The following is a 23,170-nucleotide window of genomic DNA, read 5'->3' as shown; positions in this document are numbered from 1 at the left end:
GACAGCAACTTGATACGCCATTAACATGTTAGTTGTAAAGCCGGCATCTGTCAGTTCGCATGAAGTTTTTATTAAAGAGAGCGGCAAGGGGCGCCGTCAGGTCTTGGTGAGGCTTAAAAGCTGTAAAAACGCCTGATATTCAACGATTTTTGGCGGTTTCGTCATCACCTTCGATGCGTGGCTGCACAGACACAGCGGCCAAGAAGCTTGTGAAAATTCGCTTTTGAGAGCCCGTTGGCAATATGTGATTAACCTTTATTTTCTATCTCATTTGCTGTGCCAAATGTCCGTTTATGATGAGTGTACAGGCTGTGATGCGTTTTCCCCGTTCAAATTTAAATAATTCCGTCAATACGATAGAAGAGAGGGGACAGAACCAGCCCAATGCGGAGCCGAAAGACCCGCAAAGCGCCGCCCGCGGAATGATTCCGTTAACGGCAGACCAGCGCGCGGTTATGGGACACAATGCCGACCAGATCGCCGCCAATGCGATTGAGGGCCGTGATGAGATGCCGCTGTGGCAGAACGCCTTCACCCTCGGTCCCAACGTGCGCTTTACCCGTACCCCGCAAAACATCGTTGCTGGAAAGCAGTCTACCGCTACGCCGTCAGGTAAGGCCGACGAGGAAGTCGTAGCCATCGCTGGCCCCGTCGCCGTTGAAGCCGTCTCCGAACAGCAGCCCGCGCCGAAGCCGACGCCCGTCGAACGCCGCATCGCCAAGCCTGCCGTGTTGCCGCAGCCGCCGGGGGCAACAGGTGCGCTTGCTCTCACCTATCGTCTGCGGCGTGAACTCGCGCTGAAGCAGCAGCAGGAAGCATCTGCCCCGGCTGAGCCCGTTGCCGAAAATACAGCGGAAATGCCTGTGGACGCTGGCAATGCCGAGCAGATAGATGTCGCATGCTTTCCTGACGAGCACGGCCAAAAAGGCCCGGCGACGCTTGACGTGCCAGCTTTTGCAGACGCTCTCTCCGACGAAATGTTCTGGGAGGCGATGAGCCTTGATGTCGGCGATGCGATCCTGCCGCCGTCACGGCCCATGCGGCTTGCGGAACTGGCACGGATCAAGGCGCAGCGCGCCGCCGCCGTGACTGCCCCAATTCCAGCTCCGCCCGTTGCTGCAAAGGCAGCGCCTCGGCCTGTGCAGGTGGTTCGCCAGACGCTGCCGGTCATTGAGAAGCCTGTTTTCAGCAGACCTGAAGGGTCAGCCGTCTCGCTCTATCGGCAGGTAGAAATTCGCTCTGCTCGCGAGGTTGAGGTTGAGCCGGTGGCTGAGGTGGAGGCCGCAACCCCAGCCCAAGCCCCCGTTGAACAGTCTGTCGCCCCTGTCGAGCAAGCCGTCGCTGTTGTCGCGCCCGTTGTCGAGCCGCGTCGGGAAATGCGCACGGTTGCCCGTAACAACAACCAGCCGATGTTCCTCGATGCGCCTGTCTTTGGCGAAGGGGAATACGAATATCCGCCCATCGACCTGCTGCAGCAGCCACAGGTTCTGCAAACGACGACCATGACGCCGGAAGCGCTGGAACAGAGCGCTGGCCTCTTGGAAAGCGTGCTGGAAGACTTCGGCATCAAGGGTGAGATCATCGATGTGCGTCCCGGCCCGGTCGTCACTCTCTACGAATTCGAGCCAGCGCCGGGTGTCAAATCTTCCCGCGTCATCGGCCTCTCGGATGACATCGCCCGTTCCATGTCGGCGCTTTCTGCCCGCGTTGCCGTCGTGCCCGGCCGTAACGTCATCGGTATCGAACTGCCGAACCCGGTTCGCGAGACAGTCTATTTCCGCGAACTGATCGAGTCTCCCGATTATGCCGAAACGCGCATGAAGCTGGCGCTTTGCCTCGGCAAGACCATCGGCGGCGAACCTGTGGTGGCGGAACTGGCAAAGATGCCGCATCTTCTGGTGGCTGGCACCACCGGTTCCGGCAAGTCGGTGGCGATCAATACGATGATCCTGTCGCTGCTCTATCGCCTGAAGCCGGAAGAGTGCCGCCTGATCATGGTCGATCCCAAGATGCTGGAACTCTCGGTTTATGACGGCATTCCGCACCTTCTGACACCGGTCGTGACCGACCCGAAGAAGGCCGTCATGGCGCTGAAATGGGCCGTGCGCGAGATGGAAGACCGGTATCGCAAGATGTCGCGTCTGGGTGTTCGCAATATCGATGGTTACAATGCCCGTGCAGCTTCCGCCCGCGGCAAGGGCGAGACGGTCATGTGCAACGTGCAGACCGGGTTCGACCGCGCAACGGGTGAGGCCGTCTACGAGCAGGAGGAGATGGACCTCACGGCCATGCCGTACATCGTCGTCATCGTCGATGAGATGGCCGACCTGATGATGGTTGCCGGCAAGGAAATCGAAGGTGCCATCCAGCGTCTGGCGCAGATGGCGCGTGCCGCCGGTATTCACCTGATCATGGCTACGCAGCGCCCATCGGTGGACGTCATCACCGGTACCATCAAGGCCAACTTCCCAACACGTATCTCTTTCCAGGTGACGTCGAAGATCGACAGCCGCACCATTCTGGGCGAGCAGGGTGCCGAGCATCTGCTGGGCCAGGGCGACATGCTGCACATGGTCGGTGGCGGACGCATTGCCCGCGTTCACGGCCCCTTCGTTTCCGACGAAGAAGTGGAAAAGGTCGTCGCGCATCTGAAGACGCAAGGTCGCCCGGAATATCTGGGAACGGTCACCGAAGATGCCGACGAGGCTGACGACGCCGAGGAAGAAGACAGCGCCGTTTTCGATAAGACGGCCATGGCCGAGGACGATACGGCAGACCTTTACGAAAAGGCCGTCAAGGTGGTACTGCGCGACAAGAAGTGCTCGACCTCCTATATCCAGCGCCGCCTGTCCATCGGCTATAACCGCGCTGCCTCGCTGGTGGAACGCATGGAGCAGGAAGGCATCGTCGGCCCGGCCAACCATGTTGGCAAGCGCTCGATCATCGTGGGTGAACGGGATGTCTGTGAAGTGCCTGGAGGCGGGGACTGAAAAGTCCCGCTCTAGAGATAGAATTGATAGGCCCGGCGAGAACCATCGCCGGGTTTTTCGTATCAGGCTGGCCGCATCAGGCCGGTGCGGGGAAGATAGGGCGTTGTCTCCAGCCGGAACTTGTCGATAGGGGCGGGACGCCCGACATAATAGCCCTGAACCTGATCGATCCGCAGTTCCTTCAGCAACTCTAGTTGCTCTGCGGTTTCCACACCTTCGACCAGTATCTTGTGTCCACGGTTGCGGATGAGGCCGATGATGTCGTTCAGCATGACTTTGCCGCGTGGGGTGTGGGCATCATGCAGAAAGGACTTGTCGATCTTGACCGTGTCGAAGTCGATGAGGCGCAGCCATGACAGGCCAGCGAAGCCGGTGCCGAAATCATCGAGCCAGATACGCACACCGAGTGTTTTGAGATCGCTGATGCAGCGCAGAACATCGGAATTCATGTCCATCTCCAGCCCTTCGGTGATTTCCAGCGCCAGTCTTCCACCGGCAACGCCGACCTCACCCAGAATAGCGGCAACGGAGGTGGCAAAGCCGGGGCTTTTCAGCTGAATGGGTGAGACATTGACGCTGACAACGGAGATTTTATCGCAGCTGAGAACCTGCTGGCACACGGTGCGGATTGCCCACAGACCGAGATCCATGATGACGCCGTTGCGTTCGGCAATGGGAATGAAGATGCTGGGCGGAACCAGCGTTCCATCCAGAAGCCGCAGCCGCATCAGCGCTTCGACCCCCATGATCTTGTCGGATGATAGATTCTTGATGGGCTGGTAGACGAGGGAAACGAGATCCTGCGCGATGGCGATATTGAGCAGGGCCGCGACGTTTTCCGTATCGTCGCTGTTGTGCGGATCATTGGGATCGAAGAGCTTGACGGTGTTGCGACCATTGGCCTTGGCGAGATAGAGCGCGCGGTCGGCTTCGTTGATGATACGCTCAAGCTTCGGATCGGGCTGTGGTCGTGTGAAGGACGCGCCGACGCTGACGGTGATGATGGATGTGCCGTCTCGGCGTCTTTCATGGGTCAGCGAAAGGTCTTCAACTGTCTGCCGCAGCGTCTCGGCAATGTCTTCGATGTCTTTGGCACTTCTGAAGCTGGCAAGGGCGATGAACTCCTCACCGCCATAACGGCCAATCACGGCATCGAAACGGGCCATACTTGTCTGTAGCGTCTGGGCAACCTGTATCAGGCAGCGGTCGCCTTCCTGGTGGCCATAGAAGTCATTGTACTTCTTGAAGAAGTCGACATCGATGAGGAAGACCGCGAAATTGCGCTGGGATTCCATCCAGCCATCCCAGAGATGCCGCAGCCTTTCGTCTATGGCGCGGCGGTTCTCAAGGCCCGTCAGCGGATCGGTATTGGACAGGCGAAGCAGCGCTCTGCCCCGATCTTCTGCTTCACGCTGCTGCACCTTCGCTTCCATGGCGTTGAGGAAGACATGGTACCGCTCGCGATTGAGGCGAAGATTCACATAGGACGTGAAGACGAAGCAAGTGAGGTAAAAGGTGCCGAAGGCAATCAGATAATAGATGTCTTCATGGAAATAGCTGAGGGCCACGAAGTATATTCCAAGGATGAGGCTGGAGGCGACCAGCGACAGCTTGAAATTGAAGGTGAAGAAGAGGTTGGCGCCCATCATGAATATGGCACCGAAAACCATGTAATAAGACATGTTGGTGACGTGGCTGGTCATCATGGCGGGCAAAAGCCAGCCGATATAACTGCTGACCACGGCAGCAGCACATGTCAGGTCCATCTGGTCCGTCTTCACCGCGCCACGGATCTGCATTTCCAATGTCATCAACGCCAGGATGCCGACCACGAAACGTAGGAATATCGTATGGACGGCCACGTCTGGAATGAGAAGAAAGTCCGTTAGCGAGAACATGAGATAGATCGGGCCGGAAGCCCACAGGCCTCGGCGTATCGCCAATCGTCTCTTCGTGTCGGCTTCTTCCAAGAAAATTGCACGCATCGTGTCAGCCGATCTCGTGCGAGATGCGTCTGCATGCAAATCTAACTCAACCACATCTGCCAAACTGTGCTTCATGCACTGATCCATTGGTTGCAATATTTCGCAATAATGCCTTCGTTATTCCGTCGCTTTTCTGACAATTCTGCATCTACACTTTGAGCTTTCATGCGCAGACGCAGACTAACAACGAGCGCCCGAACTCTATTCCAGTGCAGATTAAGTTTGTTTGAATCCCTGTCAGAAAAACACGGATATTAGATTTACCTTAAACGTACAGACTTAGAAATAAATTCCAATAACGTCAGATTCCACTGCTTCCGGCTCTCGCCATCCCGTTCGAATTGTTATAGCGTTAACAATGTCTTAAACGTTGGAGGTGTTAGTGTCCCAGCTCAAGAATAAATCATTCGACGGAGAGAGCTTGATCACTCCGGAGGCAATATCACAGAAAATTTTTGCTAAAAGAGACGAGCGCTTTGAAGAGCAGTTGGTGCTCGGACAAGCAGAGCTTGTTCTCATTCTCAATTTGGCACAACAGCAATTTATTGGGGACAATTTCCCGCAGGAAATTATACATTCAGTCGCCAAAAGATTGCATCAGCTTCGTAGAAAATGCCATTCTGGAGTGTGGAAAGAGCTCATTCCCATCGCTCAAAACCACCCCGTCGCCGAATATTTGCATCAGGATCCGTTCACAAACTGGTCTTTCGTAAAGCCGCGCGGCTACTCCGGCGACGCTCAACTGCTCGATTTTATTTATGGACACGAAGCGGTTTCCGATAAGGTGAGCGCGGCGTCTCCTTTGGGTGCCACCCTTTATGAATGCACCAGAAACTCTTTATCCTCAGCCGCAGTCCGCGAGCGTCTGGATATTCTGACACGCTACGTCGATCAGATTGCGGAGCAGAAGGGGCCGGAAACTGAAATACTGACGGTGGCGGCAGGGCATCTTCGCGAAGCCAATCGCTCGACGGCTTTAGCAAAAGGCGGGATCAAGCGTTGGGTCGCGCTTGACCAAGACCCGATGAGTATCGGTGCCATTGCAAGAGACTTCAGCGGCACCGCTGTCGAAGCGATCGACGGGTCGGTTCGTGGCCTTATGTCCCGCAAGCATGATCTTGGACAGTTCGACTTTGTCTATGCCGCGGGTCTTTACGATTACCTCATCGATAAGGTGGCAATCACTCTGACGCAGCGTTGCCTTGATATGCTGAAGCCGGGTGGCACGTTCCTGTTCGCCAATTTCGCAGAGGGTATCGACGACGACGGTTTCATGGAGACCTTCATGAACTGGGCGCTTCTGCTGCGCTCACAGGCGGATATGTGGGGCATCATCAATGCCAGCATCGATCCATCGGCCTTCGAAGCGGAGGTGTTCTTCGGAGAAAACCGCAATATCGTCTATGGCGTCATTCGGAAGAAGGCGTGATCCTTGACCGAAATCGCAAGCCGCGCCGCCGAGAAAGTGGCGCGGCTTTCTCTCGATGAAATGACGATTCCATTTGGCGCTGAAAGGTTCTAAAGCATTCTAAGACATAGCATGGCGTTGGAGTGCATCATGGAAAACAAGCGGTATTATTCTGATTTCGGCGGGCTTCCGGGCCAGACGGAGCTTCTGTCCAGCAAGGCGACATTCACCACGGCCTATGCGGTCATTCCAAAACGGGTGATGTCGGATATCGTCACCAGTGTATTGCCGCATTGGACCGACACGCGTGCCTGGATCATCTCACGCCCGATGACGGGTTTTTCCGAAACATTCGCACAATATGTGATGGAAGTGATGCCCGGCGGCGGAAGCGACAGGCCTGAGCCGGATGCCCGCGCACAGGCCGCGATTTTCGTCGTCGATGGTGAGATGAGCATCGAACATGCGGGCGAACGGCATGCTCTGCGCGCAGGCTCCTTTGCCTATATTCCTGCCGGTCAGCTTTGGAAGATTCGCGGTGAGGGGTCTGCACCCGCCAAATTCCACTGGGTCAGAAAAGTCTTCGACGTGGTCGAAGGACTGGAACTGCCACCTGCGATCTTCACGCATGAAGACGATCATGAAATGTCCGCCATGCCCGATACCGAAGGCAAGTGGGCGACGACCCGCTTCATCGACCCGGCGGACGGGCGCTACGACATGCATCTGAATGTCGTGACCTTCGAGCCGGGCGCGACCATTCCCTTCATGGAAACCCATGTCATGGAACACGGACTGTTCGTGCTGGAAGGCAAAGCAGTCTATCGGCTGAACAATGACTGGGTGGAGGTTGAGGCCGGTGACTTCATGTGGCTGCGCGCCTTTTGCCCGCAGGCCTGCTACGCGGGTGGCCCCGGTCGTTTCCGTTACCTGCTTTACAAGGATGTGAACCGACACGTTAAACTTTGGTAGTTCGGCATTTAGTGATAAAGCATAAACTTTGCTGTTGCGGTGCAGCAAATTAGCAAATTCTTTAGTTCAGCAGGTGAAGTTGTTTGACATTGGTTTGCGCGAAATCTTGCGCGCAAACCTTCTCCAAGGCCGCTAGACAGAGATGACGCCCATGTCGCAATCCTTTGATGCAGATATCTTCAACCTTGCGCCGGTGGCGATGTGGATCGAGGACTTTTCTGGCGTCAAGCGTCAGTTCGACATCTGGCGCCAGCAGGGTGTGAACGACATCCGGTCTTTTCTGCGGGAAGACCTGTCGCGCGTGCAGGCATGTTCTCAGAAAATTCGGGTGCTGAAGGTCAACGACAAGACGCTGGAGCTGTTCGCTGCCCGCGATTTCGATCACCTTTTGGCAAACCTGCATCGTGTCTTTCGCGATGACATGCTGGAAAGCCACATCAACGAGTTGGAAGCTCTGTGGGAGGGAAAGCCCCGCTTTTCCAGCCATGCGGTCAATTACGCGCTGAATGGAGAGCGGCTGGATATCCAGCTTCGCGGCGCTGTCATTCCCGGCCATGAAGCCACGCTCGAGCGCATCTTGATCACCACTGAAGACGTAACAGAGCGGGAAGAAGCGCGCAGGCTGGAGCAAAGCAACCGGCGCTACGCGGAAGGGATGTTCGAACATTCGCCAGTGTCGCTGTGGGTCGAGGATTTCAGCCACATCAAGCGGTTGATCGATGACATCAAGAACCGGGGCATCGTGGATTTCCGGGTGTTCATGGATGTGCACCCCGAGTTCGTGCGTCAGTGCATGAGCGAAATCCGGGTCATCGAGGTCAACAAGGCCACGCTCGACCTATTTTGCGCGCCGGATGAGAAGACATTGCTACACCGCCTTGGCGATGTGTTTCGCGATGAAATGGACAAGCCCTTCAAGGAACAGCTGATCGACCTCTGGAACGGCAATCTGTTCCACCAGCGCGAAGTCGTCAATTACGCGCTGGATGGTTCCGAGCGTCACGTCCTGTTGCAGTTCTCGGTCTTTCCGGGCCATGAGCAGGATTGGTCGCTGGTGCAGGTGGCGCTGACGGATATTACCGCCCGCAAGAAGGCCGAGGCCTATCTGGAATATCTGGGCAAGCATGATGTGCTGACCAAGCTCTACAATCGCGCTTTCTATACGGATGAGCTGAACCGGCTGGAGCGCAACAGCTTGCGCCCGGTCTCTGCCATCATCATTGATCTCAACGGCCTGAAAATCGCCAATGACACGCTGGGTCATGATGCGGGCGACAAGCTTTTGCGCAGGCTGGGCGAGGTCCTGAACGGTGTCGTCGCGTCACCCAACCATGCCGCCCGTATCGGTGGCGATGAGTTTGCCATTCTCATGCCGGGCGCAGACAAGAATGCGGCGACGACTATGGTCGACACGATCTACGAACTGCTCAAGATCAACAACCAGTTCTATTCCACGTCGCCGCTTGGCATCTCCATAGGTGTCGCCACCAGCGAGCAGGGCGAGACTCTGGAAGCCATGGTCCGGCGTGCGGATATCAGCATGTATGATCAGAAGAAGGCGCATTACGCCAGCGTCGCAACCCGCACGTCCCAGAACAAGAAAGCTGGCATTTAACGCTTATCGATAAATGCCAGCATCGGGTCTGCATCACATCAGAAGGTTATCCGCCGGGGTCGTCTGCGCCATATCGCTGATGGCCGGATCGTTGATGGAATAGGCGTGGATATAGTCGATCTTCATTTCCGAGCCGTTGGGCAGCCCGTTCGTTGGCGTGCCGGCAATGCCGCCGACAGCCAGATTGACGATCATATACATGGGGTCATGCATGTCGGCGGGCGTATCGACCTGCGCGACAGCGACGTCGTCGAAGTACCATGTGATGTGGTCTTCCTCCCACAGCAGCCCGTATTTATGGAAGCCTTCGGTGCTGGCGACATTGACATTGTTGATGGTGGAGGTCTGCTGACCTGACGCATTGGAATGGGCAGACAGGATCAGCGTGTTCGGGTTCTGCCCGCGCATTTCGATCACATCGAGCTCCGGCGGCCACCGGCCATCGGTCGGCAACAGCCAGAAGGCGGGCCAAGCACCCTGATCACTCGGCATATCCGCGCGTATTTCGAAATAGCCATAGGTCTGCGAAAAGGATGGATGCGTGGTCAGCATGCCCGAGGTGTAATCATAGCCGTTTACCGCATCGGAAATCGAGTCCGGGGTAGGGGCCGCCGTGATGGTGAGGACGCCATTCTGGACCGAAAACGGATTAACCGAGGATGTCGGCTGATAGGCAGGGTTGATGTACCACTGCTTTTCGGAATTGGTGTGAAGGCTGCCGCCCTCTTCTCCTGCCCACCAGAATTTCGGCTCCCAAACGCCGCTTTGGCCATCGCTGAGCGACAGTGAGTTGAACTCGTCGGAGAAGGTCGAGGTGAGCTGAGAGCGATCTAGCGTCAGGCGGAACTGGTCGGCACTCAGGTCATCGGCGGTGGTATTGGCCAGAACAACGCTTTCGCCATTGTCGAAGTTGAGCCAGAGATCGCTGCCCTTCTGGGTGGAGGCGCTGACGAGGTGATCGAACGAGGTGACGCCGTAACCATCCAGCCGGATGATGTCATCGGCACCGAAATCTGTGATCAGATCCGTGCCGTTGCCCTTGGCAAACACAAACGTATCTGACCCGCCACCGCCGGTCAGAACATCGTTGCCCGCACCGCCATCGATGGTTTGCGAACCGGATGCACCGCTGATGATGTTATCAAGCACATTGCCGAAGGCGTGGCGTCCATCGCCCGTGACTGTCAGGTTTTCGATGTTGTCGGGAAGCGTATAGCCCATCCAGGTATTGATCGTATCGATACCCTCACCGGGTGCTTCGGCAGCGCGGTTGATGGTGGAGTAGAGATAATAGATGTCGTCGCCCGTGCCACCGCGCATGGTGACGTTGACGCTGCTGTCACCCCACATGGAGTCATTTTTGCTGGTGCCGTAAAGGTCTGGGCCGGAGCCCGTTGCAGAGAAAAAGCCGGTGGACGTGTCGCTGTAATAAAGCGGCTTGCCAAGAGCGTTCATGATCGACTTCGCCATCGAAATATCTCCTGTTGAAACTGTCCTCCCCGACATTTCCTCCAGCTGAAAGTGTAACAGCGATGCCGTTTTGGTTTGTGGCGAAAAAGAGATAAATGGGCCTTGGACCCCTGTGAAAAGTCAGGGGTATGCGGGCGGCTGAAAGATTAGCCAACCGTTGGCGTGGACAAAAGCCAGAGCCCGAAAACCGTGTAAAACACCATGGCCGCAGCAAGAAATATCTGTGAGACGGCAGCGTTTTTTGACGTCTGAAATTCCGCTGTGGCAATGCCATGCGCGACAATGATACCAGCGACATGCCCGGCCACGATCATCGCCGTTTGCGCTGTCCACACAAGACGCACGCTTTCCAGGTTTTGCAGGAAAGACGCGGTGACATGCATGTCTGCTGTGCCGAACAGGTTCCAGTCGAGCGCGAAGGGATCGGACATGACGACCATCAGATATTGGCCGTTGATCAGAAGCTGCGTCAGGTAATGGGCGCTATGAAAGGTGATGGAAATCGACACGATGGAATAGACGAGGCGTCCGGCAAAGGGTTGCAGGTCTTTCCACTTGGTTCTGCCCGCCAGGAGAAACCCTGCCCCGACGCTGGCGTAAAACAAAATCGCCAGGACAATGGGAGCAACAAAAAGCCCCAGCGTATTGGGCAGCATCACACCGCTACGGCCCGGAAATTCCAGCGGGTTCACGTCGATGAAGCCGAGCCATGTGAAGGTTTCGGCAAAGCCATCAAAGGATGCGGTGCCAAGCGTCAGCAGAATGAAGATTGTGCCGGAGAGCGGAAGCGGTTCGGCGGTGAGGCACCGCGCACCCGGCCAGCTGAGCGCTATCTTCCTGCCTGTCTCAGTTTCGAGGAGACACAAAGGCGAAAACATCCCGATCATGCGGAAGAACACGGAGAAGGGCTCGCCACGCTTCATCCATTCGGTTTGACCGAACAGCATGATCGCAATGAAGTTGAACAGCCAGTAGCACAGGACGGCACTTGCAAGCCGAGGCGGGTCTTCGGGCGCAATCGAGACCAGTTCAAACCATGCGAAGAGTAAAAATTGCAGGATGGCTGGGACATAGCCAATACGCTTTGGCAGATTGAATATCGGCTTCCGTCCCAATTCGGAACCGGTGACTTTGCGCAGTGCCGAAAGCACGCCCGTCCACGGGTTGAGCCATAGCCATAGATTGCCGAAAATGGCATGCGCCAGCGTCAGACCCACCCACCATGCGGTCCAGATGACCAGCGGCAAGGGATTGCTGAGGGGATCATGGACTGAAAAGAAACCGGCGAGAACACAAATCGCGAGCAGCAGGAATGCAAGAAAACTGACCGGCGCTTTGGGAATGCCAAGCGAGGGCGCAATCGCAACGGTCTTGTGTGCAAGCTCTGAGAACCAGCGATTGGGAACCACAGCGAGCATCATGAACGACAGGAATACAGCCAGCCCGCCACCGATGAGATAATAATTCGTCGGCAGAAGCATGATCAGCCCGCGCTCCGCTCCGTGAGCAAAAGCGGGTGTAATGCTCAAGAGACTCGCGATAAGGATTGTGCCGGGCAGCAAAGGTAGGCTTCGGATGCGCTGGCAGGAGAATGTCGCTCCACAAATCTCTTTTTTGTCAGTTTGCGACATTCGCTCGATCGTCTCTGTTATTCTCTAGATGGGGCGGCAATACTGGATAATATTGTTGGCGATAAAAGCGATATATTATTGTTTTTTATTGCTCATTGGGAATTAATAGTATGATTTTAGATCGGCTGGTTAAATTATCGACGTATAGAATCGGATTGTATAATATTTATCAATTCCTATTGTTCACGTATTTACGTATGCGGCATTGCACGGCATAAATCGCCCTCTGGTTTTTTAGGCAGTGCGAAAGCCAATCGCATATTGCCGCTATGATGGCAGGAGACAATGGGCAGGAATGCTCATTGATGGGGATGGAAATGGCCGACGAGTTGATCACACCGGAGACAAATGTCACGCGACGCGCAACGCTTCTGGGCCTCGGCGCTACCGCAGGTGCGGGTCTGGCAGCCAGTGTTGCGCCGGGCTTCGTGCGTTATGCGCAGGCCCAGACCTCGCAGCCGATCAAGCTCGGCATGCAGCTTCACCGAACCGGTATCGGCGCTTCCTATGGCCGCTGGTATGAGCGGGTGGCGAAGGCCGCCGCAAAGATCATCAATGACGAAGGCGGTATCAATGGCCGCCCCGTTGAGATCATCGTCGAAGACGACGGTACCGATGCCAAACGTGGTGCCGAAGTGGTGGAGAAATTCGCTGCCCAGCACAAGGTCGATGCCATCTTCGGCACGCTGTTTTCGCATGTGGTGATCGGTTCGGCACCGCGCGCGGGTGAGCTGAAGATGCCCTATCTCGTTGTGTCCGAGGGTTTCCACGTCGCATCCGGCAAGCTGAACCGCTATTGCTTCCAGCCCTGCATTACCGATGTGCGCAGCCAGGTTACCGCCATGGCGCCCTGGATTTCCCAAAACCTCGGCAAGAAGGCGACGATGATCTTCCCGGATTACGCATTCGGGCATGATCACCGCGATTACTTCTCCGCCGCGATGAAGGCGCAGGGCGGCGAGATACTGGAACTCATCGCCATTCCGCCAACGGAGACATCCTTCACCCGGTATTTGCCACGCATTCCCTCGGATACGGAGGTGCTATACCACGTCATGGTCGGGCCTTCGGTTTTGACCTTCGTGACAGAACTCGGCCAGTTCTACGGATCGCAACGACCGCAAATCTTCGGCTTCATCGACAGTCTCGAAGCCGTCGATCTGGCGACGCCGCAGCTGTCTTATCTGGAAGACACCTATTTCTGGGAAGGCATGCCGCGCTATGCCCAGAAGGACCAGAGCGAGTGGGACAAGATTTATCGCGCCGCCGTGGGTATCGATCAGAATGGTGCAAGCGCTGCCGACCCCAAGGATATCTCGACCTATTCCCATATGTTCGGTGTGTGGGAAACGCTGTTCGTCATTAAGCAGGCCATGGAAAAGGCAGGCTATCGCGGGCCGCAGGACAGGGCTGCCTTTATCGAGGCGATGGAATCGCTGGAGAAATTCGACGAAGGTCGCGACCACCCGCAGGGCGACAAGATCTTCAACGGCAAGAACCACCAGTGCTACGGGCACCAGTACATCTCGAAAGTCAGCGGCGGTAAGCTGGATGTCGTCCACAAGACGTCCATCGAGGATGGCGCTTACGAAATCACCGCAGACTATACGAAGATGTCTCTGTGATCTAAGAACGGAGATGTTGCACCGTGCCGGACCCCGGCAGGGTGGCTTGCGGTTTTGAAGGGATAAGCGCGTGGCATTCGGCCCGTTCCTGTTACTTGCCACGCTGGAAGGGCTCCTGCAGGCCGCCGTGCTGACACTGACGGCGCTCGGCCTGTCGCTGGTTTTCGGCGTTATGCGTATCGTCAACGTCGCGCACGGCGAATTCTACATGCTGGGAGCCGTGCTGGCGTGGTGGGTTACCTCAATGGCTGGCATGCATCCAGCGCTCGGCTTTCTCCTCGCCCTCATCATCAGCCCGCTTGTCGTCGGTGCCGTGGCCTTTGCCGGGGAACGTTTGGTGCTGCGGCGTTTGTCCTACGATCCGGAATCCACCATCGTCGCCACCATCGGCATGCTCTATATTATTCAGCAGACGGTGCTTTTGACCTATGGGCCAGATGCTCGTCCGGTCACGGCACCTTTCTATTATCGCCTGCAACTGCCGTGGTTCGGATATTCCGCCTACAATCTCTTCGTCATCGCCATTGCCGTCGTTCTTCTCATTGCCGTCTGGTATGTCCTGACCCGCACCCGCATCGGTCTCATCATGCGCGCCACGCAATATGACCGGGAGACGGCGCAGGCCTTCGGCATTCCCATCGACCGGGTCTATGGTTTCGTGTTCGCCGCGGGCGCGATGCTGGCGGCTATTGCGGCGGTGCTTATCGTGCCGATCCGGCAGGCGCATTACCTCATGGGTCTTGATCCGCTGCTGCTCTCCTTCATCGTCGTCATCATCGGCGGGCTGGGCAGCATTCGCGGCACCGTCGTCGCAGCACTGGTGATAGGTTTGAGCGACGGCATCATTTCCGTGTTCTTTTCACCGACGCTGGCCAAGATGATCTCGACGCTGCTTGTTGCGCTGGTTCTGGTCTTCAAACCGGAAGGGTTGTTTGGAGCCAAGGCGAGATGAGGGGCGCGTCATCTGCCAAAATCCTGGGTCTGCATGGCGCAGTCCTTCTTGTGTTCTTCTGCCTGCAATTCCTGCTGCCGGAATATCACCATCTTGCCATGACGCGGGTCATGGTGCTGGCGATTTTCGCCATGGGTTATAATCTGCTGTTCGGCTACACCGGGCTGCTGAGCCTTGGGCACGCGCTGTTTTTTGCCAGCGGCCTCTATGGCGCTGGGCTCGCAGCCTATCATCTGGAATGGAGCGTTCCGGCTGCTTTCGCGGCCGGGATCGGTGTCGGATTTGCCGTCTCATTGCTGATCGGGCTGATTTCTCTGCGCACGACAGGCGTCGCCTTCATGATCGTGACGCTGATGTTTTCGCAGGTCGCCTATCTGGCCAGCCTCTATTTCTCCGAATGGACGCGGGGCGAGGAGGGGCTGATGCTGCCGCATTCGGCGCGCAGCTTCGAGCTTCTTGGCACAAATTTTGATCTCACCAATGCGGCAATACGCTACAATATCGCCTTTGCGCTGATGGCCTTCGCATTGCTGATTACCTTCCTCGTCATCCGCAGCCCTGCCGGTCGTGTGATGGTGGCGGTGCGGGAGAACGAGGCGCGCACCACCATGCTAGGCTACAACACATTTGCGTTGAAGCTCATCGCGTTGACCCTTTCCGGCACCATCTGCGCCATGGCGGGCGCGGCCTATGCGCTGCTCTTTGCCTATGTCGGCTCGTCCTTCGGCTCCATTCAATATTCGATTGAAGCTTTGTTGTTCACGCTTCTCGGCGGCGCGGGCACCCTGCTTGGCCCCATTCTCGGTACGGTATCGATGTTCTATATGATCGATATAGCCAGCGAATACACCTCCGCTTACATGCTGGTCACCGGCATTGCGTTAGTGCTTCTGGTGCTGTTTTTCCCCAAGGGCATTCTCGGATCGATACGTGAAAGGTGGCTGCCATGGCTGCCATAACGCTGCTGTTCACTAGGGCTCTCAGCCGCCATTTCGGTGGCCTCAAGGCCGTCGAAGCCGTCGATTTCGAGGTCACCCAAGGGGAAATCCATGCGCTGATTGGCCCGAATGGCGCGGGCAAGACCACCTTCGTTTCGCTTCTGTCCGGGCGCATCGCGCCGAGTTCGGGAACGGTGACCTTTCTCGGTGAGGACATCACATCAGATACGGCCTATGAGCGCGTGCGCAAGGGCATTGCCTACACATTCCAGATCACCAGCATCTATCCGAAGCTGAGTGTTTTCGAGAATGTAGCACTGGCGGCGCAAAATACCTTGCAGCGAAAATCCGGCTGGCTGAGCTGGAAAAATCAGGCTTTGGAAAACGCTGTGGTTTCAGCACTCGAAAAGGTCGGTCTTGCTGATAGGGCCGATGGGAAGGCCGGGGCGCTTGCCTATGGTCACCAAAGGCTTCTGGAAATTGCCATGGGTCTGGCGCTCGCGCCGAAACTCCTCATCCTCGATGAGCCAACGCAGGGGCTTTCGGACAGTGAAATCGATGGCTTCTGCGATCTTGTCAAAGCCGTGTCGAAAGACACGACGATCCTTTTGATCGAGCACAATATGCGGGTGGTCATGCGGCTGGCGGATCGCATCACGGTGCTGAATGGCGGGCAGGTGCTGGCCACCGGTGCGCCGGATGATATCCGCGCCAATGAAGATGTGCAGACTGCCTATCTGGGAGGGAGTTGAGATGCTCTCCATTCGCGATCTCGATGTCTATCACGGCAACAGCCGCACGCTGAAAGGCCTCTCGCTCGATGTGCAGCCCGGTGAGGTCCTGTGTCTGCTCGGTCGCAATGGCGCGGGGAAAACGACGACGCTGCGAGCCATCATGGGCCTCATCCCGGCGCGCAGTGGATCAATCACGTTGAACGGCGTTGAGTTGACCAGCTTGCCTGCACATGAGGTGCCGAAACACGGCGTCGGCTATGTTCCCCAGGGCAGGCGGCTCTTTGCTGAGATGACCGTGCGGGAAAATCTCGAGATAGGGCTGATGACGCGCAAGACCGATCTCGTGATCCTCGACAGCATCTTTGCGCTGTTTCCCATCCTTAGAACACGGCTGGATCAGGTCTCCGGCACGCTTTCCGGCGGGGAGCAGCAGATGCTGGCAACGGCCCGCGCGCTGTGCCTCGACCCTTCCCTCGTTCTCATGGACGAGCCGACCGAGGGGCTTATGCCATCGATGATCGCGACGATCCGCGAAGTCATTCTTGAACTGCGCGCGCGCGGCAAAGCCGTGCTTCTGGTGGAACAGCGCATAGAGGCGGTGCTGTCTGTTGCGGACCGCGTGTGTTTCGTGGAAAATGGTGCAGCAAAAGCGACCATGGATGTGGAGGCGCTGCGCGCCGACCCGGGTCTCCTCAAGACCTATGTCGGCGTTGCCTGATTACGCGGGCAGCCTGACTGAAATCTCTGCAATATCGCCCCAGACGGCCTTCACCGCAGTCTGGCCGGACAGCCGAACAAGGCCGCATAGGCTGCCGGTGGTGACGACCTGTCCACGCTTCAGGCCACCCAAATGGTCGAGCGGCGCGTTGGCGTAGGCAAGCAGCGGCGCAAGCGGATCGCTCTGTGGGTGCTTCGGCTCTGCAGCAAACATCACACCATCTTCGCCTTCCAGAACCAGCGCAGGCAGCGTTGCATCCTGATTGGTCATGCGTTCAAGAATGCTTTGATCGATTTGCGGCCCCAGAACGAAGGAGTGATTGCCCATGCGGTCTGCCACATGCAGCGGAAAGGGGGCCTTGCCCTCTTCCACCAGACGATAGCTGCAAAGCTCCGCGCCAAAATGAACGGAGGCGACATGCGAAAGCACGTCTTGGGCGGAATATTCCTTTCCGGTGGCAGGTGCCGGAATATCGTCTGAAAGAACGAAGCAAATTTCGATCTCGATGGCCACGGCACCGGGTTTGGGAACGTCGAATGGTGCAGCACCGGCGCTGTCGAAAACATCCAGCAACGGGGCAGCGACGGCGCGGCCATTGTTCATGCCGATCTTCCAGCCGCCGATTTCCTTGCCGATAGCCGCAGCCGCAATCGCCTGCGCCGCAAGGCCCGCTTCGATGCTGTCAGGCGCAAGGCCGCTGCTTTGCAGTTGGGCAGCGCTGAGCGATGACTGCCGAGTTTCAGCCTCGGCGAGAATAGCGCCAAGTCTTATATTCGCCTCTGTCATCGTCGTCATGCAACAGCCTCCCGTAACGTCAATTCTTGTCGATTTCATTGCAGTCATTTTCGATGCTGGCAAGTGAAGCGATTGTTGTCGACGTCGAAATACATGGTCTTCAACATATATTCGACAGGAAATGATTATGCCTCATGTATTTTCCGGTGGTGGACCAGCGTAGCGGGCGCGAGGGCGGATCAGCTTCTTTTCCTGAAACTGCTCGAAAGCATGGGCAATCCATCCAACCGTTCGACCGATGGCGAAGAGGTTGAGCGCCGTGCCGGGTGCAAGGCCCAGCGCGCGGCGGATCGACACGAGTGCAACATCGATGGTCGGTAATTTGCCTGTCGTTTCGGCCACCGTATCGATTAGCGACTGGCGCTTTTCGTCGCGCGGCAAGAGCGGCAGAAGCGCTGCTGCTCTCGGGTCGCCATCGGGGTAGAGCGGATGCTCGAAGCCTGGCAGGCCGTCGCCACGGCGCAGCCGCCTTTCCACCACTGTCGCAGCATCCGTTGCCGCATCGACCTCATCGAAAAGAATTTCGACGAGGCTGGTCATGCCGCCATGCAAAGGCCCACTCAAGGCTGACAGGCCCGCATCAAGACAGGCACCCAGCGACGCCCCTGTGGATGCAACGACGCGGGTGGCGAAAGCGGACGCGTTCAATTCATGGTCGGCCAGCAGAACGAGCGTGCGGCGAATGATATCCGTTGCGGCCTCATCCAACTTCCAGACATTGGCCAGATGCAGATGTGTTGCGAGGTTGCTGGGCTGGCTGTTGCTGGCTGCTGCCGTCATGCTGCGCAACAGGGCAGCGGCACTCGGCCATAGTTTGCGGTTGTCGCGCTGCCATGCCGTCATTCGACCCGCATCGACAAAAGAAAGCAGAGCCTGACACCGTTCCGTCAGGGGTAAATCCGTCGTTAGATCGAGCAGTGCCTCGTTCCACTCCAATTCCGTCTTGGACGCGAAGGGATCGTGGTCGCCGCAGCTCCAGAGCAGCCGGGCAATATCTTCAAGCGTTGTATGTTCGGCCAGCTTCACGGCGTTGCGGCCCCGGTAGAACAGACGGCCATTTTCGATCAGCGTGATGCCGGAAGACAGGACTGGTAGGCCCCAATCCAACGTTGTCGCGGCCACATCCTTGGGCTTTCTGCCGACGGATTTGTTCTTCTTTAGTTGGTCGATGTCGTGGCTGCTGTAAAGGCGGCGGCGGGGATCGTCCGGCCCTTCCATGGTGCGAACCAAACCGCGACTGACATAGGCATAAAGTGTTGCGCGACTGACGCCGAGGGCTTGCGAAGCGGCTTCCGCGTCGATGAACTGTTCGTGTCTCGTCATTTTCCCGACATTGATTAAATGAATCAAGATTGATTATATTGATTCAAGCATCATTCTTATGGAAGTCAACCCATGAGGATTATCATGACCACTTCAGCAAACATCGCGTCACCCCTCACATTGGTTTCGGAAGCCGCCAGCCCCGGTCTGGAAAATGTCGTTGCCGCCGAGACCGTTCTCAGTCATGTCGATGGTGCGGCGGGCCGATTGATTGTGCGCGGATATGATCTGGATCGCCTTTCGGACTGGAGCTTCGAGGCCGTTCTTGCCCTGCTGTGGCAAGGCCTTGCTTCCGGCCCCGGCGATGAAGCCGCCATTCAAACCGCACTCGGAAAGGCGCGGCTGCGCGCCTTCCGTCTGGTCGAAGCGCTTCTCCCGGCAACGGAAAACCTGTCTCAGGTCGAGGCGCTACGGCTTTTGCTGTCGTCTCTGGCAGATGCAGAGCCGGAAGCCCACCACATCATGGCCGTTGCTGCCGTTCCGGTATTTGCTGCCGCAATCGCCCGAAAGAAAACCGGTTTGGCCCCTGTCGCTCCAGATGCGACACTCAGCCAGGCCGCAGATTTCCTGCACATGCTGCACGGCGCTCTCGCTTCTCCCGAGAAGGTCAAGGCGCTGGATACCTATCTGGTGACGGTGGCTGACCATGGCCTCAACGCATCCACCTTCACCGCTCGCGTCATCGCCTCCACCAAAGCTGGCATGTTCTCCTCCGTCATCGGCGCACTTTGCGCACTAAAAGGTCCGCTGCATGGCGGCGCGCCCGGACCTGTGTTGGATATGCTGGATGCGATTGGCGACGAGAGCCACATTCACCCATGGCTGACCGATGCGCTGGCACGCGGCGAACGGCTGATGGGCTTCGGCCACCGCATTTATCGCGTGCGCGACCCGCGTGCCGACGTGCTGAAACAGGCGGTCGGCGCATTGCGGGATGGTGGCGGACGCATCGGTTTCGCCGAAGCGGTCGAGAAAGAGGCTCTGGCTCTGCTGGCTGAAAAGAAACCGCTGCGCCCCTTGCAGACCAATGTCGAATTCTACACGGCGCTGGTTCTGGAAGGCGTTGGTTTCCCGCGCGAAAGCTTCACCAACGTTTTTGCCGCCGGTCGCATGGCCGGGTGGACGGCGCATGTGTTGGAGCAAGAACATCTCGGCAAGCTCATCCGTCCGCAATCGCGTTATGTCGGGCCGATGCCGGATGCGTAAGCGTAACTGATGATGTGCGGGATGCCGATCAGGCGCTCCGCTTATGCGCTTCGGGCGTCATATTGCGGTTCATCCAGTCGGCTCCCGTGCGTATCCCGCCCAGCGGAAAGACGTGCAGATGCTCAATCAGGCTGTGTGGATTTTGCGCCTTATAGTGTGAAAGCGCTGAGACGAATTCGGTTGGCTCATACGGCGTGAGCAGACGGCTGATATCCATTGCGCGCTTTTGCAGAATCTTGAGCGATGGACCGACGCCGCAGGAAATGGCGAATTTGATCAGGGTCTGGAGTTTTGCTGGGCCTGCAATGCCGACATGGATAGGGAGCGTGATGCCGGCATTTTGCATCCGCTCCGCCCAGTCCGTGACCACTTTGGCATCGAAACCGAACTGGGTAACGATGGCCATGTCCGCATCGGTTTTGGTGGAGAAGTCGTTTTTCCATTTCAGCGCGGCATCCACTTGCGCGGTGGTGCCGTCCCTGTCGATATCCTTGCTGCCTTCGGGGTGACCTGCGACATGCAGGCGCTTGAAACCGTAGCGGTCGAAAAGGCCCGTTTTGATAAGGTCGATTGAACTGGTCAGGTTTCCGGCAGGTCGAGCCTCGCCGCCGCCGAGCAAGAGCGCTTCTGTCACACCTGCTTCGTTGTGGTACCGGCTGATCCAGTTTTCGAGTGTTGCGACATCGGGAATGCCGCGGGCCGGAAAATGCGGCATGACGGTAAAGCCATCATCACCAAGGCGCTTTGCCGTCGCCACCATGTCTTCTATGGACGTGCCTGCAATATGCGCGATGTAGACGCGGGTGCCCTCGGGCAAAATCTCCTTGAAGTCATCTATCTTGGCAACCGTGCGCGGCATGACCTCGATGGACCATGTCTGGAACGATTCGCTGGATTGCGTCGTGTTTCGACCCGGCTGTTGCTTCCACCGATTCATGAAATTCAGCAAGGCTGTCGCAGCTCCTGTCGATCGCTCGTTATTTGTAAGAGATTATCTGTTTTAACAGGCGGTGTTCGGAAAGAGCAAGATCGGCTGTCATTATCCAGATGCAGAATCGCTGTAGAGAAAAATGCTATGCGTTTCAGGCGTTGGAGGAGGGGTTCGCATGCGTTTCATCTCGTTATGGGGGTCTGTCCCGCCAGAAAAACGTGTCCATCTTCACGTTTCGAAATATTCCGTCATTTTAAATGACTTTCCATTCGCAGCGACTGCGTTCAAGAAGTATCCAGCAAATGTCGGGCGTACTGCCTGATGCCCACTTATTCGAAGAACTGAGCACATGAAAAAACCGATCGCGCTGGAGACTATCTCCGACAACACAGTGTTTCGAAAAGGCGATGTCTTTGTTCTGTTTGGCGAATTGTTCGGGCGCGGTTACGCGACCGGCCTTCTCGACCAAGCCCGGAAAGCCGGCATGCAGATCGTTGGAATCACCGTTGGACGGCGAGACGAAAACAATTCCCTGCGGCCTTTGACCGATGAAGAACTGGCTGAAGCGGAAGCAAGACTGGGTGGAACCATCATCAATGTTCCCCTGATGGCCGGTTTCGATCTCGATGCGCCGGAAGGCGGCCCGACGGCGACGGATATGCTGGCCGGACTGACGCTGGAAAGCTGGGAACGCGAAAAGCTCGATTGGGATTATATCGAAAAGTGCCAGGCCGTGGCCACGGAGCGCTTCACGACCGCGCTGGCAAAGGTCATGAGCATTCTCGATGGCATGATTCCCGCAGGTCGTAACGTCTTCTTCGCACACACCATGGCTGGCGGCATTCCCAAGGCGAAGGTTTTCCTCGTCGTTGCGAACCGAATCTACAAGGGCACTGGCGCGCGCCATATGTCGTCGCAGGCTCTGATCGATAGCGATATGGGCAAGCTCATTCTTCGCAATTTCGATGAAGTCTCCGCAAACACCTTCCGTCATCTCATCGATGCCAGCGCGGCTATTCGCGAACGCGTCGAAGCAGAAGGCGGTCAGGTCCGTTATACGGCCTATGGTTATCACGGCACGGGCATTCTGATTGGCGGCGAATACCGCTGGCAGACCTATACGAATTACACGCAGGGTTATGCCAAGATGCGTCTTGAAGGCATTGCCGAGGACGCATGGGCCAAGGGCATCAAGGCAAGCGTTTACAACTGCCCGGAGATCCGCACCAATTCTTCGGATGTGTTCACCGGCATCGAACTGCCGCTTATCCCGCTTCTGCTGGCGCTGAAAAAGGAAAACGGCGGCAAGTGGGCGGATGAACAGTGGCAGGCTTGCGAAGCGCTTCTGGCAGATGGTCACACGCTTGATGATGTCATGAGCAAGATCAGCAGCCTGCAGGCCAGCGATGTCATGGTTCCCTTCTATGACTTCTCTGCCTGGCCGATGCCCAACAGCCAATCGCAGGCCGATCTGACAATCGGTACGTCCAACGAAATCACCGCCATGCATCGTGACAGCAAGGTCATGATCAGCGATATGCTGAGCGCGCTGGTGGTCGAAGCCACAGGACGTTTGATTTTCGGCGCGTCTTCCGAGCCGCGCGGCCCGGTACAGTGGCTCAACCACGATGTCGTTGCCCGTTGCCTGAATGCGTCGCGTGAAGGTGCAGAGAGCACACAGCGTCTGCAGGTCGCTTAAGTCCTACGGCACCTGATTTTTGCGTGTTCGAGAGGCGGATGACTGAAAAGGTCGTCGCGCCTTTCAACCCGTTTCCAACCATGGGCATCAAAATTAGCAGACTCTTTTAGAGTTTGTTTTCCATGTCTCGGAATGGTTGTGGGGAATAGCGATTTGCTGAGTCCTTTTAAAGCATGAG

At 56.9% G+C, this 23,170-nt stretch carries 17 protein-coding genes; 11 read left to right on the top strand and 6 right to left on the bottom strand.

Features of this window, described 5'->3' with window-relative positions:
* Positions 1–293 precede the first annotated feature (293 nt).
* Positions 294–2,990 carry a DNA translocase FtsK gene (locus ABUK73_RS06220; protein ID WP_353576515.1) on the top strand — a complete coding sequence of 899 codons (2,697 nt, stop codon included), beginning with the start codon at positions 294–296 and terminating at the stop codon, positions 2,988–2,990.
* Between the two features lie 62 nt (positions 2,991–3,052).
* Here the strand turns inward: ABUK73_RS06220 and ABUK73_RS06215 are convergent, their stop codons facing one another.
* Positions 3,053–5,050 carry a putative bifunctional diguanylate cyclase/phosphodiesterase gene (locus tag ABUK73_RS06215; protein ID WP_353576514.1) on the bottom strand — a complete coding sequence of 666 codons (1,998 nt, stop codon included), beginning with the start codon at positions 5,048–5,050 and terminating at the stop codon, positions 3,053–3,055.
* A 307-nt stretch (positions 5,051–5,357) separates the two neighbouring features.
* On the opposite strand from ABUK73_RS06215, the gene ABUK73_RS06210 reads away from it, so the two are divergent.
* The 3 genes from ABUK73_RS06210 to ABUK73_RS06200 all read left to right on the top strand — a co-directional run bounded on the left by ABUK73_RS06210 (position 5,358) and on the right by ABUK73_RS06200 (position 8,970).
* Positions 5,358–6,404, top strand: coding sequence for a class I SAM-dependent methyltransferase (locus ABUK73_RS06210; RefSeq protein WP_353576513.1), 1,047 nt, complete (start codon positions 5,358–5,360; stop codon positions 6,402–6,404).
* Between the two features lie 129 nt (positions 6,405–6,533).
* The gene (locus ABUK73_RS06205; RefSeq protein WP_353576512.1) at positions 6,534–7,355 is read left to right on the top strand and encodes a bifunctional allantoicase/(S)-ureidoglycine aminohydrolase; all 822 of its coding nucleotides are present in this window, start codon (positions 6,534–6,536) and stop codon (positions 7,353–7,355) included.
* Positions 7,356–7,506: 151 nt separating this feature from the next.
* Positions 7,507–8,970, top strand: a complete 1,464-nt coding sequence (locus ABUK73_RS06200) for a sensor domain-containing diguanylate cyclase (RefSeq protein WP_353576511.1) — start codon at positions 7,507–7,509, stop codon at positions 8,968–8,970.
* Positions 8,971–9,003: 33 nt separating this feature from the next.
* Here the strand turns inward: ABUK73_RS06200 and ABUK73_RS06195 are convergent, their stop codons facing one another.
* Together ABUK73_RS06195 and ABUK73_RS06190 are read right to left on the bottom strand one after the other, a co-directional pair.
* Entirely contained in the window at positions 9,004–10,440 is a 1,437-nt protein-coding gene (locus tag ABUK73_RS06195; RefSeq protein ID WP_353576510.1) for an endo-1,3-1,4-beta-glycanase EglC, read from the bottom strand.
* A gap of 146 nt (positions 10,441–10,586) precedes the next feature.
* A complete protein-coding gene (locus ABUK73_RS06190) occupies positions 10,587–11,969 on the bottom strand; it encodes a hypothetical protein (RefSeq protein WP_353576509.1) in 1,383 nt (460 codons plus the stop codon).
* A 419-nt stretch (positions 11,970–12,388) separates the two neighbouring features.
* Between ABUK73_RS06190 and ABUK73_RS06185 the strand changes: the two genes are divergently transcribed.
* The 5 genes from ABUK73_RS06185 (at position 12,389) to ABUK73_RS06165 (ending at position 17,038) form a co-directional block, all read left to right on the top strand.
* Positions 12,389–13,696 carry an ABC transporter substrate-binding protein gene (locus ABUK73_RS06185; protein WP_353576508.1) on the top strand — a complete coding sequence of 436 codons (1,308 nt, stop codon included), beginning with the start codon at positions 12,389–12,391 and terminating at the stop codon, positions 13,694–13,696.
* Between the two features lie 70 nt (positions 13,697–13,766).
* Positions 13,767–14,648, top strand: a complete 882-nt coding sequence (locus ABUK73_RS06180; RefSeq protein ID WP_353576507.1) for a branched-chain amino acid ABC transporter permease — start codon at positions 13,767–13,769, stop codon at positions 14,646–14,648.
* Entirely contained in the window at positions 14,645–15,607 is a 963-nt protein-coding gene (locus ABUK73_RS06175) for a branched-chain amino acid ABC transporter permease (protein ID WP_353576506.1), read from the top strand. The genes ABUK73_RS06180 and ABUK73_RS06175 overlap by 4 nt, the downstream gene beginning before the upstream one ends.
* Entirely contained in the window at positions 15,595–16,338 is a 744-nt protein-coding gene (locus ABUK73_RS06170; RefSeq protein WP_353576505.1) for an ABC transporter ATP-binding protein, read from the top strand. Before ABUK73_RS06175 ends, ABUK73_RS06170 begins: the two co-directional genes overlap by 13 nt.
* Position 16,339: 1 nt before the next feature.
* Positions 16,340–17,038: an ABC transporter ATP-binding protein gene (locus tag ABUK73_RS06165; RefSeq protein WP_353576504.1), complete on the top strand. Its 699-nt coding sequence runs from the start codon at positions 16,340–16,342 to the stop codon at positions 17,036–17,038.
* Here the strand turns inward: ABUK73_RS06165 and ABUK73_RS06160 are convergent, their stop codons facing one another.
* Together ABUK73_RS06160 and ABUK73_RS06155 are read right to left on the bottom strand one after the other, a co-directional pair.
* Positions 17,039–17,833, bottom strand: coding sequence for a 2-keto-4-pentenoate hydratase (locus ABUK73_RS06160; RefSeq protein WP_353576503.1), 795 nt, complete (start codon positions 17,831–17,833; stop codon positions 17,039–17,041). It lies immediately after the preceding gene.
* A 132-nt stretch (positions 17,834–17,965) separates the two neighbouring features.
* Positions 17,966–19,156, bottom strand: a complete 1,191-nt coding sequence (locus ABUK73_RS06155) for a citrate/2-methylcitrate synthase (RefSeq protein WP_353576502.1) — start codon at positions 19,154–19,156, stop codon at positions 17,966–17,968.
* An 84-nt stretch (positions 19,157–19,240) separates the two neighbouring features.
* Between ABUK73_RS06155 and ABUK73_RS06150 the strand changes: the two genes are divergently transcribed.
* Positions 19,241–20,362 carry a citrate synthase/methylcitrate synthase gene (locus ABUK73_RS06150; protein WP_353576501.1) on the top strand — a complete coding sequence of 374 codons (1,122 nt, stop codon included), beginning with the start codon at positions 19,241–19,243 and terminating at the stop codon, positions 20,360–20,362.
* A gap of 28 nt (positions 20,363–20,390) precedes the next feature.
* On the opposite strand, the gene ABUK73_RS06145 is transcribed toward ABUK73_RS06150, so the two are convergent.
* A complete protein-coding gene (locus ABUK73_RS06145) occupies positions 20,391–21,299 on the bottom strand; it encodes a methylenetetrahydrofolate reductase (protein WP_353576500.1) in 909 nt (302 codons plus the stop codon).
* Positions 21,300–21,642: 343 nt separating this feature from the next.
* Between ABUK73_RS06145 and ABUK73_RS06140 the strand changes: the two genes are divergently transcribed.
* Positions 21,643–22,992 (top strand): enoyl ACP reductase FabMG family protein, encoded by a 1,350-nt coding sequence (locus ABUK73_RS06140; protein ID WP_353576499.1) that lies wholly within the window; start codon positions 21,643–21,645, stop codon positions 22,990–22,992.
* Positions 22,993–23,170: the final 178 nt, after the last annotated feature.

The sequence above is a fragment of the Agrobacterium vacciniicorymbosi genome (genome assembly GCF_040427045.1).
Classification (GTDB): Bacteria; Pseudomonadota; Alphaproteobacteria; order Rhizobiales; family Rhizobiaceae; genus Agrobacterium.
The sequence above is the reverse complement of the archived record's forward strand: the minus strand, read 5'-3'. Positions and strand labels throughout refer to the sequence as shown.